We start from the raw sequence: 13,829 nt of genomic DNA on the forward strand, positions 1-13,829 counted from the left end.
TGTGAGCGTCTATTTGATGTCGATTTTGTTCCACCAGAGGGCGCCAGGCTGTTGTGGTGCTGTTTTTGGTGCAAATTTCATCGGACAGCTCTGCTGAAACAGAGGGGAATGGCTGGGTCTGTATGGGGTGACGGGAGCCTGGTAAGGATTCTGGCGGGAATTAAAACGCCGCTGCAGTTGCAGAACCGCAGCGGCGTTTTTGTGTGGACCTGAGGCGACTGGGATCAGGTGCGGAAGCGTTCGATCATTTTCAGCAGGCTGGCGCTGCTGTGATCCAGTTTGGCAGCGGCATCTTCGCTATGGCTGGCGTTGTCGGCAATGCTGCTGGCTTCACCGGCAATTTGCTGCACGTTGCTGCTAATTTCATTGGCCACTGCGCTTTGTTCTTCCACCGCACCGGCGATGCTGAGGTTCATTTGCGAGATGGTGCCGACGGCTTCGGAAATGGTGGAAATCGCTTCGCTGGCGTAGCGGGCCATTTCCGAGGTGGCTTCCGAGTGGCTGGCGCTGTTTTCCATGGTTTGTACGGCTTCTGCCGCCTGGCCTTGCAGGCGGGTGATCATCTTGTTGATCTCGGCGGTGGATTCCTGGGTACGGGAGGCGAGGGTGCGAACTTCATCAGCGACCACCGCAAAGCCACGGCCCTGTTCACCGGCACGGGCGGCTTCGATGGCGGCGTTCAGTGCCAGCAGGTTGGTTTGTTCGGCAATGCCACGAATCACATCCAGTACCGAGCCAATCGAGTCAGACTCTGTCCGCAGCTGGCGGATAACCGAGCTGGATTGTTCGATATTGCCAGCCAGTTCAGCAATCCGTTCCGCCGTTTGTTGCATGGTTTGCAAGCCGCGTTTGGCGTTGTCATCGGCATCGCGAGCGGCTTCGGCGGCACGTTCGGCACTGCTGGCAACTTCCTGAATGGCCTGGCTCATTTCGTGTGAGCTGGTGGCCGCCATGTCGGTTTGCATCAGCTGGCTTTCGGTCATATGACGGGTTTGCTGGCTCAGCTGTTTAACATCACCAGTCAGTGAGCTGAGGGCGGTGGCGGTGGATTTGCTTTCCCGTACCAGGTTCTGGATGCTTTCTACAAAGATGTTGAAGCTGTTGGCGATGCCGCTGACTTCGTCGTTGCCGTCTTTGTGCAGGCGCTGGGTCAGGTCACCTTCGCCGCTGGCAATATTGCGCATTGAACGGTCGATTTGTCCCAGTGGCGTAATAATGCTGCGGGAGATTACCCAGGCGATGACAACCATCAACAGGATCAGGGTGATCATGATGGGTAACACGGCCTTGAGGTTATCAAAGAAGAGGTCGTCGATATCATCCTGATAAACGCCGGTACCAAGTACCCAGCCCCAGGGCTTATAGAGTCGCTGAAAGGAGACTTTCTGGGCGATTTCATTACGGCCCGGGTGCTGCCAGTGATAATAGCTGAAGCCGCCTTGCGGGCTGCTCATGGCGGCGTCATTGGCGTTTTGGAACATCAATACGCCCTTGGCATCCTTTGAATCACGCATGTCTTTGCCATCCAGTTTGGGATTGGTGGCGTGCATCACCATGGTGCCGTCGAGGCTTTGGATAAAATAATAGCCAACGCCACCATCGTAGCGCATTGCCTTGATGGCTTCTTTGGCCTGGCGCTGGGCTTCTGCGGTTGGCATGCCCTGTTTTTCCAGCTCGGCATACCGCTCCAGCACGGAAAAGGCGGCGTCGACCAGGTAGCGAATGCTGTCCTGCTTGGAATGTTCCAGCACCGTGCGGCTATTGTTCAGGCTGACCGCGTAGACGATCAAGGCGGATAGCACGGCAATGGCTAGCAGAGTCCAGAGTCGCATGGCGATGGAAAATTGTCGTAAAAAATTCATGCCGGAGTCTCCATAACAAACGGCTGGCATCCTGCGGTTGGTGCAAACAAAAGCCTGCGTGTCCATGACAGGCTTTGTGATCATTTTTAAAATTGATGGCCGCAGGCTGACAGGAGCAAGTTGCTCTCTGTGACCCTGGCTACCTGGAGCCTAGACGTTAAATCTTGAAACGCTCAATCAGGCTGCTGAGATTCTGGGTGCATTGTTGCAACTGACTGGCAGTCTGGCGGTTGTGACCCATGTTGTTGGCAATGTTGCGAGAGGCATCAGCAATCTCATTGATGCTGCCACTGATTTCGTTGGCGGCGGCACTTTGTTCCTCCACCGCACCGGCAATGCTGAGGTTCATTTCCGAGATGGTGCCAACCGCATGGGAAATCGCGTCGATGGCTTCGCTGGCGAAACGCGACATTTCCGAGGTGGCTTCAGAGTTGCGGGCGTTGGCTTCCATTGAGTCAACCGCCTGGCTGGCCTGTTGTTGCAGGCGCGAAATCATTGAATTGATTTCTTCGGTGGACTCCTGGGTGCGTGAAGCGAGAGTTCGAACCTCGTCGGCGACCACTGCAAATCCACGGCCCTGTTCACCGGCACGGGCAGCTTCGATGGCCGCGTTGAGGGCCAACAGATTGGTTTGTTCGGCGATACCGCGGATCACATCCAATACCGAACCAATCGACTCGGTTTCTGCCTGCAGGCCTCGAATCACCCGACTGGATTCTTCGATGTTGGTGGCCAGATCCATAATGCGTTCACGGGTTTGTTGCATGGTTTGCAAACCGCGTTTGGCATTGTCATCGGCGTCGCGGGCGGACTCGGCAGCACGTTCGGCATTACCGGCAACTTCGCGAATGGTCAGGCTCATTTCGTGGGAGCCGGTGGCGGCCTGATCGGTTTGCAGCAGCTGGCCATCGGTCATTTTGTGGGTGGCATCACTGGAGGAGGTAATGTCACTGGATAACCGGGTGAGGGTTTGCAACGCCTGTTGGCTTTCGGTTACCAGCTTGTGAATGGTGCTGACAAAGCCGTTAAAACCATTGGCGATGGCGGTAATTTCATCGTTACCGTCGGTTGGCAAGCGGCGGGTCAGGTCGCCTTCACCACGGGCAATATCGGCCATGGCGCTGTTGAGATCGCTCAGTGGACGCCGAATGCTGCTGGCGATCAGCATGATGATGGCAATCAGCAAGGCCATGAAAACGGCAGTGGTAATCATCAGCCCGGTAGCGACTTTTTTATTGGCTTCTATGATGTCCTGGGTGTGCACGCCGGTGCCTATGATCCAGCCCCAGTCCTTGTAGAGTTTGACGTAGCTGATCTTTTCCAGCGGTTCCTTGTAGTTAGGGTGTTCCCAAAAATAACGGACAAAACCACCTTCCGGGTTGGCCGTTGCCACCTGGGTCATTTCACGGAAATGGTACTTGCCTTTGGCATCCTGGTTCTGGCTAAGGTCCTTGCCAACCAGCTCGGGCTTGAGCGGATGGGCGACCATGATGTTTTGCGGAGAGGTTACGAAGTAGTAGCCTTCACCATTGTCATAGCGCTTGGCCATCAGCACTTTTTGGGCTGCATCTTGAGCATCGGCTTCCGTCATAATGCCTTCTTTGGCCAGCTTGCCGTAGTGCTCGACCACACTGTAGGAGTCATCGATCAGCTGTTTGACGAAGTTTTTTTTGGCAGCCAGGGTGGCTTCGTAGGTCTGGCTGAGGGACTGAACCAGAATAATGCCAATGCAGACGACGGTGGCTGCCAACAGCAACCAGAGCCGGGCCTTGATACTGATTTTTCGAAGCGAATACATGATGCGTTACCTATCTGGGAAAGACGGAAACCATGACTACGTACAGCCAGGGGCGTAGGCATGCGTCACTGGGTTTTATTACTACTGTTTTTAAGTCTAGGTTATATTTTGGCCTCAACAGGTTTAATCGGCCGGGAGAAAAATTTGTGAAGCCTGATGGCATAAAAGTCAGAACGAAAAGTCGTTGTGTGGAATTAAGCTGGGGCGCTGAAACCTTTGCCCTGAGCTTTGAGTTTTTGCGGGTCTGGTCGCCGTCGGCGGAAGTTCGTGGTCATGGTACTGGCAATGGCGTTCTGCAAACCGGCAAGAAGGATGTCGGGTTGTTACGTATCGAACCGGCGGGCAATTACGCCCTCAAACTGGTGTTCGATGACGGCCACGACTCCGGTCTCTACGACTGGAACTACCTGCGTCACCTGTGCCTGAATCACGATAGCCTGTGGCAGGAATACCTGCAGCAGCTGCAGCAGGCAGGTGCCAGCCGTGACAGCGGCCTGATCAATATTCGTCCGCTGTGACGTTTTCAGGTCGCAGTAATCAGCCATAATTCGGGCCTGGATAGCAGTGTTGACGCTGCTTCAGGGTATACTCAATGGCAGTCGTGAAAACAGATCAATCCGCCGGGCCTTCCATGCGCCTGGCTGGTGGTCGGGTGACCACCCATCAATCATCAATATAAGGAGCCGACTCTTGGCGGATTCCCCTTCCAAACATCCAGTCATCAACGATCCGAATGCGGCGCTGGAAGCACAGAAATACGACAACCCGGTACCCAGCCGTGAGGCTTTGCTGGCATTTCTGGAGCAGGCCAATCGACCGCTGACTCATGAAGAGGTCTGTGAGGCGCTGGCTGAAACCGAGGAAGAGCGGGTTGAAGCCCTGCGACGGCGACTGATCGCCATGTGTCGTGACGGCCAGCTGATGAGCAACCGTCGCAACCAGTTTTTCCCGCTGGAAAAAGTCGATCTGATCACCGGTATGGTGATGGGTCACAAGGACGGCTTTGGTTTTGTTCTGCGTGACGGTGATGATGACATTTACCTGTCCAACCGTCAGATGCGCAAGGTCTTTCACGGCGACAAGGTAGCTGTGCAGATCCTTGGCCTCGACCGTCGTGGTCGGCCGGAAGGCAAGATTGTGCAGATCCTTGAACGCAACACCAAACAGCTGGTGGGGCGTTATTTCGATCAGGCTGGTGTTGGCGTGGTGCAGCCGGACAACAAGCGAGTCAGCCTCGAAGTGCTGATTCCGCCAGAAGGTCGTAATGGTGCCGAGCACGGCCAGTTTGTGGTAGTCGACATCACCCAGCAACCAAATCCGGGTGGCATGCCACTGGGCAAAGTGGTTGAAATTCTGGGCGAGCACCTGGCGCCGGGAATGGAAATTGAAGTCGCTATTCGCAGCCATGACATTCCCCACGAGTGGAACGATGCAGTACTGAGCGAAACCGACGCCATCCCCTACGAAGTGGCCGAAGCCGACAAACAGTACCGGGTCGACCTGCGCCACCTGCCGTTTGTTACCATCGACGGTGAAGACGCCCGCGACTTCGACGATGCCGTGTTCTGTGAGCAGAACAAGAAAACCGGTGGCTGGCGCTTGTACGTAGCCATCGCCGACGTTTCCCATTACGTCAAACCAGCGACGGCACTGGATATCGAAGCTCATGGCCGTGGTAACTCGGTATATTTCCCCGGCTTTGTGGTGCCGATGCTGCCGGAGAAACTCTCCAACGGCCTCTGCTCGCTGAACCCGAACGTTGACCGTCTGGTGATGGTCTGTGAGATGACCATTTCCAAAGCCGGTAATATCTCCGGCTACAAGTTTATGGAAGGCATCATCCACTCTCATGCACGGCTGACCTACAACAAGGTCTGGTCGATGCTGCAGCAGCCAATCACCGACGAAGGCCAGGCCTGGCGTGATCATTACGCCGAACTGGTGCCGTATATCGACAACCTGTACGGCTTGTTCAAACTGCTGCGTGGCAAGCGTGAAGAGCGCGGTGCGATGGACTTTGATTCCGTCGAAACCCGCATCCAGTTCGACTCTGAACGCAAGATTCAGGAAATCGTACCGACCGAACGTAACGACGCCCACATGCTGATCGAAGAATGCATGCTGGCCGCTAACGTCTGTACGGCGACCTTCCTGCAGAAATACGAAGTGCCTTGCCTGTACCGGGTACACGCCGGTCCAAGTGCCGAAAAACTCGAGAACCTGCGCTCGTTCTTGGGTGAAATGGGGCTGTCGATCAACACCGGCAAGGCCGACCCGCATCCCAAAGACTATCAGGCGTTACTTGAACAGATCAGCGAGCGGCCGGATTCCCACCTGATCCAGACGGTATTGCTGCGTTCCCTGAGCCAGGCGGTTTATCAGCCTGATAACCAGGGCCACTTTGGTCTGGCCTACAAGGCCTACACCCACTTCACCTCACCGATTCGTCGTTACCCGGACTTGCTGGTACACCGGGCGATTCGCAGCGTGATTCGTTCCGAGCTGCCATGCAGTAATGCGGTACGGGTAGACGGTGCCGGCCTGCTGGCCAAGCCAGGCATCTATCCATACGACATGGCGCAGATCATTTCGCTGGGCGAGCACTGCTCAATGACCGAACGCCGCGCCGATGATGCCACCCGTGACGTTACCGATTTCCTCAAGTGTGAATACATTCAGGATCGCGTTGGTGAAGTCTTTGAAGGGGTGATCTCAGCGGTAACCGGCTTTGGTTTGTTCGTTGAACTGAAAGACGTCTATGTCGAAGGCCTGGTGCATATCTCCTCGCTCGGCAACGACTATTACCACTTTGACGCCGTCAAACACCGTTTGACGGGCGAACGTACCCGGCGCAGTTTCCGTCTTGGCGACTCGCTGTGGGTGATGGTCACCGGGGTGGATCTGGACGAGCGCAAGATCGACTTTGAAATGGCCACTGCGCCGTCTGGCTCCAAACGCGCCAGCTTACCGGAACCGGCACGATTGCCACGCAAGCGGGTGGCGACACCGGCAGGCGTTGAAGAAAGCACCTTGCGTCCGGGTAAAAAGCCGTCGACTCGCAAAGCGCCGACCAGCCGCACCCGCGCTGACATGGGCAAGGCTGTTGATCCGATGACTGGCGAACTGGTCGATGTGATCGCTGACGACCGTCCCTTCGGACCGAAAAAAGCCGGTCAGAAACGCAAGCCAGCCAAGAAAGCTGGCGCCCGTAAAGCGGCTCCGGCTGGTACCAGCAAGAGTGCTGCTGCCGGAGCTACTGGTGATAGTACCGCAGCGGCCAGCAAAAAGTCCGACAAGAAAAAGCCCAGCAAACGGCAGAAGCTGAATGCCAAAAAAGCCGCACCAGCGAAAGCTGCGGCGGGTAAGAAAAAAGCCGCTCGCAAGAGCAGCAAGCCGAAAAAAGCCGCCAAATAAGCGCGGCTGAGATAACCCGGTGGCCAGTCTGCTGGCCGCTACTCCCTAATCGAACACCTGGAAGAATGCATGAAACTCGAAGCCGTCTATGGACTCCACGCCGTAACCACATTGCTGCAACGCAGCCCGGATCAGGTGGTGGAAGTCTGGGTACAAAAAGGCCGCCTCGACCAGCGAATGGAGCGGGTGCTGGACGAAGCCCAGCAACAGGGAGTGGCCATTCGTGAAGCCGATAAAGGGCTGCTGAACCAGAAAGTCGACGGCAACCATCAGGGCGTGATTGCCTTCCGTAAACCGATTCAGCAGGCCAGTGAACGCAACCTGCCGGATATTCTCGACAAGATCGAAGGCACGCCATTTATCCTGATTCTGGATGGGGTTACCGATCCGCATAACCTCGGCGCCTGTATTCGCACCGCCGATGCTGCTGGTGTGCAGCTGGTCATTGCGCCGAAAGACAAATCTGCGCCGCTCAATGCGACTGCTGCCAAGGTTGCCTGTGGTGCTGCCGAAGTGGTGCCTTACGTACAGGTCACCAATCTGGCGCGTACCATGAAAGAACTGCAGGAACGGGGTATCTGGATCATCGGCACTGCCGGTGAAGCGCAAGCCTCTGTCTATCAGCAGGATCTGAAAGGCCCGCTGGCACTGGTGATGGGCGCGGAAGGTTCCGGTATGCGTCGACTGACCCGCGAACACTGCGATCACCTGATCAATATTCCGATGGCTGGTGAAGTCAGCTCGGTCAACGTTTCCGTAGCGACCGGTATCTGTCTGTTTGAAGCCGTGCGTCAGCGCAGTTTGTAACTGCGTCTGAAGGTTTGCAGAGACCAAAAAGCGAGCTCAAGGCTCGCTTTTTTATGGTTGTCAGTGAGGGCTTAGAAGCGGTAACCCACGGCACCAATATATTCATCGTAATAGAAGGTCTGGCTGGCGCGGTCGCTACTGTCCGGGCTGGTCAGGATGTCATCCATATCGGCATAACCGTATTTGCCGATAAAGCGCACAAACAGGCCTTTCCAGAGGTTGGCTTCAACGCCGATTTTCACCAGCGTGCTGTAACCGGCGACGTGCCATTCGTCGTTACGCACACCACTCATCAGTTTGACGTTGCTCTTCGGGTAAAGAATACCGGCTCCGCCACCGACAAACAGGGCGATGTCCATGTCTTCGCCGAATTGCAGCAGCGGCAGGAACACTTCGGTTTCCAGTGACAGCTGGTTAAAGCCATCGGTGTGCTCAAAGGTCAGGAAGTCATCGGTCAGCTGTTTCTGTTCCGGCGCCGGGTCGGTTTTTTCATAACCGCTGCGGTTGTTGGTGCCAGTCATGGTGACCACCTGGTTCTGATCCATCACATATTTCATGTGGTCCCAGCCGAGCGACAGTGCCCAGTTGTCCTGCACAAAATAGCCAAACCGCCAGTTGTACTGCGGAATGGTCAGACGGCCCGGGTTCAGGTAGCTGTGGAATACCTGGGCAAAGCTGAATGGCGTCTGGCGATCACTGGCGCTGACGTTATGCAGAGTGAAGTCGTAGTCATCACCTTCAAAATGAATATCCGAGTCAGAGTAGGTGGCATTGTTCCAGCCCCAGTAGCCATACCACTGGCCTTGCTGGCGCAGGTTGGTGTTCTGGCTGGCCTGACTGATGGCGGGCAGCAGGGACAAGCAAAAAATGAGCAGGGTTACAGCGGATTTCATGAAAGACCTGAATTCGGGTGCGGGTATTGATAGGGACGTGGATGTTATTACTTCATAAAGCGTAATGAAATGATCATTTATGGAACAGTTTGGTGTTCATGAGTCTGTTTCTGGCGGTTCTATGACGGGCTTCTCACTGTCTGGTCGCTGATTTCTGAATATCCGCCCGGCGGCTCAATTCTTACGGAATTCTTAACATCTCCCTTTCCTGTCAGGACGGCTTCACCTGTCTGGATAACGTCTATCGTTACGACAGGGATTGTATCTTTTGTCAGGTGATTTTCGATGAACGCTCCTTCTGTACCAGTCGTTGTGGGTATTGACGCGGCTGCCGCACTGGAACGCATGAACCAGCGCCACGATCTGTTCTGGCGATTGCTGGGCAGCTTCCAGCAGCAATTGGCGACAGCGCCAGCGCAGTTACAGCAGCTCCTGCAGCAGGCTGATGCTGAAGCCCTGCGAGCCTGGTTGCACCAGCTCAAGGGCATGGCGGGCAATATGTGCGCCAGTGAGTTGTGGCAGCTGGTCAGCACCATGGAACAGCAGTTGAAGCAGCACAAGCCGCCGTCGTCGGCGCAGCTGACGGCGCTGGAAAACCTGCTCGCCAGTTTATTGGCCAGCACGGCTGCGGCACTTGAGGTACATGATCAACAACCGCCAACGGCAGCCGTGGTCAGGCCGGAAGAGGAGCTGCATGGCTTGCAGCTGGCGCTGCAGGAGGCTGCCGAGCTGATTCGCAAGGATTATGGCCGGGCCTTGCAGCAGATTGAGCAACTGGCGCCGGAGCTGCAGCAGGCGGGTATGCAAACCGAACTGCAAGCCTTGCTGGACTGCCTCTATGACTTTGATATCGACAGCAGCTGTGAGGCGATTGCCAACCTGCTCACGCGTCTGGGGGACAATCAATGAAAGCCCAGCCTCATATTTTATTGGTCGACGACAGCCGGGACGACATCGCCTTGCTGATGAATCAGCTGGTCGGCGAGTACCGGGTCAACGCAGTGTTGAGTGGTCAGGCCTGCCTGCAATGGCTGCAAGCCGGTGACTTGCCAAATCTGATCGTACTGGATGTGTCGATGCCGGAGCTCGATGGTTACGAAACCTGTCGGGAGATCCGGTCGGACAGCCGCTACGACGATATTGATGTCATTTTTCTGTCGGCCAACACCAGCACCGAAGAAAAACTGATGGGGCTGGAAGCTGGTGCGGTGGATTACATCACCAAACCGTTCAACAGCCAGATCCTGCTTAACAAGATTCATAACTGCCTGCAGCGTCAGCAGCAAACAGTTGCCTTGCAGGAACGTCAGCATGACGCTTTCCAGACGGCCATGACGGCGCTCACCAACGCCGGTGAACTGGGCATAGTGCTGGACTTTATGAAGCAACTGAATCAGGTCACCAACATGACCCAGCTGGGTCAGCAGATTGTCGATTGTATTGGCCGTTTTGGTTGCCACACCGTGTTGCAGATTCGCCACGCCGACAGCATGCAGCATTTCAGTTCATCGAGTAGCGCGACGGCTCTGGAGCAGGAACTGTTACACCGGTTGCAAGGGGCGGGGCGCATCGTTGAACGCGGCCAGCGGGCGATCTTCAACTTCCAGAAGTTGTCGCTGCTGGTGAAAAACATGCCAGCCAATGAAGATCTGCGAGGCCGCTATCGCGACCATATCCCGACCATTCTGGAAGGCGTGCAACCCAAGCTGGAAGCGCTGGTACATGCTCAGCAGAGTCGTTATCTGATCGAGCGCAGCCGTGCTGCGCTGCAACGCTTTGAGCAGGCGAACCAGCAGCATCGGCAGCGCAGCAGGGCAATTCTGGAGCGTGTACTGGGGCGTCTGCATGACTCCTTCCTGTCGTGGGGGCTGGAAGAAACCCAGGAAAACCTGCTGATGACGACGGTCGAGCGTGGCGTGGATGAAATCATGGATCTTGAAGACGCCTCGACAACGCTGGAACAGGATCTGCAAACCATTCTTGATGCGGTCAACAAACTCTGATGGCAGCCCGCAGAATACCGCCACTCCCGGGCCAGGAGCGATTGCGGCAGGTTTGGAGTATCGGCCTGTTACTGCTGCTGCTGGCGGCCGCCTGGTGGTTGGCTGAAATCCGTCTGCGAGACGAGAAACTGGATCTGGTTGAGCAGCAACGCTTCCACATGGCGGCGGCCGTTTCCATGCTGCAGTCACAGGTTTCCCACGATATCGATTTGCTCGACAGCGTGAGGACCGAACGGCCGGTAATCGAGTACCTGCAGCAACGGGAACGTGGCGATGATTCCGGTCGGTTGAACGCCTTCGAAAGCTTGTTGCATCGTAACCCGGATATTTATCAGGTGCGGTTGCTGGATGAAAGCGGTCAGGAACTCTACCGGGTTGACAAGCCACGGCCGCTGTTTGGGCGTCCATCGGTGCAGGTGTCATCGCCGCGTGAGAATTCCGGCAAGTTACAGAACAAGCAGTCCCGTTATTATCTGGGCGGGCTGCAAAAACTGGAGCCTGGCCAGATTTACATCAGCCCGGTCGACTTCAATGTTGAAAACGGCCAGCTTGAGCAGCCACTGTTATTGACCATGAGGCTGGGGGCCCGGATTACCAGCCCGAGTGGCAAAACGCGGGCGTTTATCATGATCAACATTGCCCTGCAGCACACCATGGAGCTGATGAGCGAATGGATCGATAGTGACCTGGGCATGATCGAGCTGGTGTTCGAGCCGGGTGTCAGCGCCTATCGGCACGAAAATAATCCTCATTGGTTGCTCGGTGATCCGCCGTCCCGCCGCCAGCTCGACTGGCACCATCTGGAACAATATCGCCAGGGCCAGGTAGATGGCCTCAATCTGGCGGATGACTGGGTGGTATTACCCATTGGTTATCCATCAGCCGCCAATACAGTCCTGCCAGCCCCCGTCATGGGTTTGATGCTGAGCCAGATTAACCCGAAGCAACTGGCCAATCTGGAACGCAGCTACCGCTACAGCTATTTGGCGGTAGCTTCACTGATCTGGCTGGTGATGCTGGTGGTGTTTGAGTTGTATCGGCGCCAGCTGGGCTTCCGTAAACAACAGCTGGAAGAGCAACAACATCTCAATCGTTACCGGGAAGATGAAGAACGTATTCGCAGCGTTTTTAACGCGGCGGCGGGTGGCATGTTGGTGTTTGATTACAGTGGCAGGATTTTGATGGTCAACGACCGGGTATGCGAAATCTTTGGTTACCAGCGCGAGGAACTGGAGGGCAGTCAGGCGGAAATGCTGTTGTCGGCCGTACTGCGTCACAAACGGAACTGGCGTATGGAGGTTCCCCGCATCCAGAAAGAAGCCCGCCGCACTGGCAAGGACTATCGCACCCAGGCCCGTCGTAAGGACGGTTCGGACTTTACTGCCGAGATCATGCTGAAAGAGTGTCTCATCGGTGGTGAGCCACATGTTATTGCACGGATTGATGACGCCACTGGCCGCTTGCGGGCGGAGCAGCAGCTGGAGACCAATCACCAGCAGCAGATCGACTTCCTGCAGCAGGCGCGACAGCAAGCGTTGGGTACCGCGCGGGCCAAAAGCGACTTCCTGGCCAACATGAGCCATGAAATTCGTACCCCGATGAACGCCATCCTGGGGATGAGCGAGCTGCTTTGTCTCAGCCGTCAGCTGGTGCCACAGGACCGGGAGATGGTGCGCAAAATCAACCAGGCCGGCAGCTCGTTGCTGCGCATCATCAACGACGTACTCGACTACTCCAAAATCGACGCGGGCAAGCTGGTGTTGGAGCAGGTGCCGTTCGCGTTGACGGAAGTTGCTGACAACCTGCGCGCCATGTTTGAAGTCGGGCTGAGCCGCAAATCACTGGTATTCGAGGTTCAGCACAACATTGGCCTCGACATGGTATTGCGCGGCGACCGTTTACGGCTTGAGCAGGTGCTGATCAACCTGATCAGCAACGCGATCAAATTTACCGAATCCGGTTATGTACGGCTGGTGCTGAGAGCTGAAAACCTGATGGATCACAGCTGTGAACTGGAATTCCGGGTTGAAGACAGCGGCATTGGCATGTCGGACGAGCAATGCCAGCAGGTCTTTCAGGCTTTCTCGCAGGCGGATACCTCGATTACCCGCAGGTTTGGTGGTACCGGGCTGGGCTTGTCGATTTCCAGCCGACTGGTCGAACTGATGGGCAGCCATTTGCAAGTGGAAAGCAAAGTCGGCAAGGGTACCTGTTTCTGGTTCCGTATTCAGGCTCAGCTGATGGATGCATCCGAGCTGCCCCGGGTCTCGGATGAAATTCCGCTGCTGTCATTGAATGGCAAGCGGCTGGCGGTGGTGGATGACAACGATTTCAACCTCGAAGTGGCGGAGTCGTTCCTCAAGCTGTGGGGCGCAGACGTGCTGACCTTCAGCTCTGGCAGTGAGCTGCTGTATTTCCTGGCTGATGAATCAGCGCGGCTGGATCTGGTGTTGATGGACCTGCAAATGCCGCAGCTGGATGGCTATCAGACTACCCGCCGTCTGCATCTGATCAAACATCGACGAGACTTGCCGGTGCTGGCCTGCTCCGCTGGAGTGACTGATGAACAACGCCGCGATGCCCTTGATGCTGGCATGTGCGGGTTCCTCGCCAAGCCGTTTACCTTGCAACAGTTGCAGCAGGCGATCAGTGATTATGTGCCGCAACTGCTGGACAGTGAGACCGGCTTATCGGCTGCGGCGCAGGCGGCAGATACCTCAATGCTGGATCTGGCAGCAGCGATTACCAGCTGGGGTTCGCAGCAGAAGTACCTCGGTTTTCTGCAGCGCTTCCTCGATCGTTTTGGTCAGGTAGATAGCTTGCTGGCCTCGCTACGACAGGAGCCGGCAGGTTTCCGTGAACTGGCGGGACGGCTGCGTCAGGCTGCAGGACATGTGCAGCTGGTGGCGCTGTGCCAGCTGCTGGATCAGTTACCTGATTCCCAGGCGGCGCCTGTTGAAGAAACCTGGTGGCTGGAATTTCTGGAGGTCTGGCAACAGACCCGCCAGCAAATCCAGCAGTTGTTGGCCCCGAATCACTGATTCCCTGTGCC

9 protein-coding genes are annotated in these 13,829 nt (G+C 56.0%); 6 read left to right on the forward strand and 3 right to left on the reverse strand.

Going from position 1 to position 13,829, the window contains the following annotated elements; translation table 11 throughout:
• Window positions 1-224: 224 nt before the first annotated feature.
• Together K6123_RS07335 and K6123_RS07340 are read right to left on the reverse strand one after the other, a co-directional pair.
• Window positions 225-1,862, reverse strand: coding sequence for a methyl-accepting chemotaxis protein (locus K6123_RS07335; protein ID WP_221795913.1), 1,638 nt, complete (start codon window positions 1,860-1,862; stop codon window positions 225-227).
• A 157-nt stretch (window positions 1,863-2,019) separates the two neighbouring features.
• On the reverse strand, window positions 2,020-3,660 hold the full coding sequence (locus tag K6123_RS07340; RefSeq protein ID WP_221795916.1) for a methyl-accepting chemotaxis protein: 1,641 nt from the start codon (window positions 3,658-3,660) through the stop codon (window positions 2,020-2,022).
• Between the two features lie 146 nt (window positions 3,661-3,806).
• On the opposite strand from K6123_RS07340, the gene K6123_RS23165 reads away from it, so the two are divergent.
• The 3 genes from K6123_RS23165 (at window position 3,807) to rlmB (ending at window position 7,881) form a co-directional block, all read left to right on the forward strand.
• Complete coding sequence (locus K6123_RS23165; protein WP_343223970.1) at window positions 3,807-4,178, forward strand: gamma-butyrobetaine hydroxylase family protein; 372 nt, start codon at window positions 3,807-3,809, stop codon at window positions 4,176-4,178.
• Between the two features lie 172 nt (window positions 4,179-4,350).
• Window positions 4,351-7,074, forward strand: coding sequence for a ribonuclease R (rnr, locus tag K6123_RS07350; protein WP_221795921.1), 2,724 nt, complete (start codon window positions 4,351-4,353; stop codon window positions 7,072-7,074).
• A 69-nt stretch (window positions 7,075-7,143) separates the two neighbouring features.
• On the forward strand, window positions 7,144-7,881 hold the full coding sequence (gene rlmB / locus K6123_RS07355; RefSeq protein ID WP_221795924.1) for a 23S rRNA (guanosine(2251)-2'-O)-methyltransferase RlmB: 738 nt from the start codon (window positions 7,144-7,146) through the stop codon (window positions 7,879-7,881).
• A 71-nt stretch (window positions 7,882-7,952) separates the two neighbouring features.
• Here rlmB and K6123_RS07360 read toward each other — a convergent pair whose 3' ends face one another.
• Window positions 7,953-8,774 carry a hypothetical protein gene (locus K6123_RS07360; RefSeq protein ID WP_221795928.1) on the reverse strand — a complete coding sequence of 274 codons (822 nt, stop codon included), beginning with the start codon at window positions 8,772-8,774 and terminating at the stop codon, window positions 7,953-7,955.
• A gap of 285 nt (window positions 8,775-9,059) precedes the next feature.
• Between K6123_RS07360 and K6123_RS07365 the strand changes: the two genes are divergently transcribed.
• The 3 genes from K6123_RS07365 to K6123_RS07375 are packed head-to-tail and all read left to right on the forward strand — an operon-like array spanning window position 9,060 to window position 13,818.
• On the forward strand, window positions 9,060-9,683 hold the full coding sequence (locus tag K6123_RS07365; RefSeq protein ID WP_221795932.1) for an Hpt domain-containing protein: 624 nt from the start codon (window positions 9,060-9,062) through the stop codon (window positions 9,681-9,683).
• Window positions 9,680-10,777 (forward strand): response regulator, encoded by a 1,098-nt coding sequence (locus K6123_RS07370; protein ID WP_221795935.1) that lies wholly within the window; start codon window positions 9,680-9,682, stop codon window positions 10,775-10,777. Before K6123_RS07365 ends, K6123_RS07370 begins: the two co-directional genes overlap by 4 nt.
• 41 nt (window positions 10,778-10,818) lie before the next feature.
• Window positions 10,819-13,818, forward strand: coding sequence for an ATP-binding protein (locus K6123_RS07375; RefSeq protein WP_221795938.1), 3,000 nt, complete (start codon window positions 10,819-10,821; stop codon window positions 13,816-13,818).
• Window positions 13,819-13,829 lie beyond the last annotated feature (11 nt).

Source organism: Oceanobacter mangrovi, assembly GCF_019740315.1.
GTDB lineage: Bacteria > Pseudomonadota > Gammaproteobacteria > Pseudomonadales > Oceanobacteraceae > Oceanobacter > Oceanobacter mangrovi.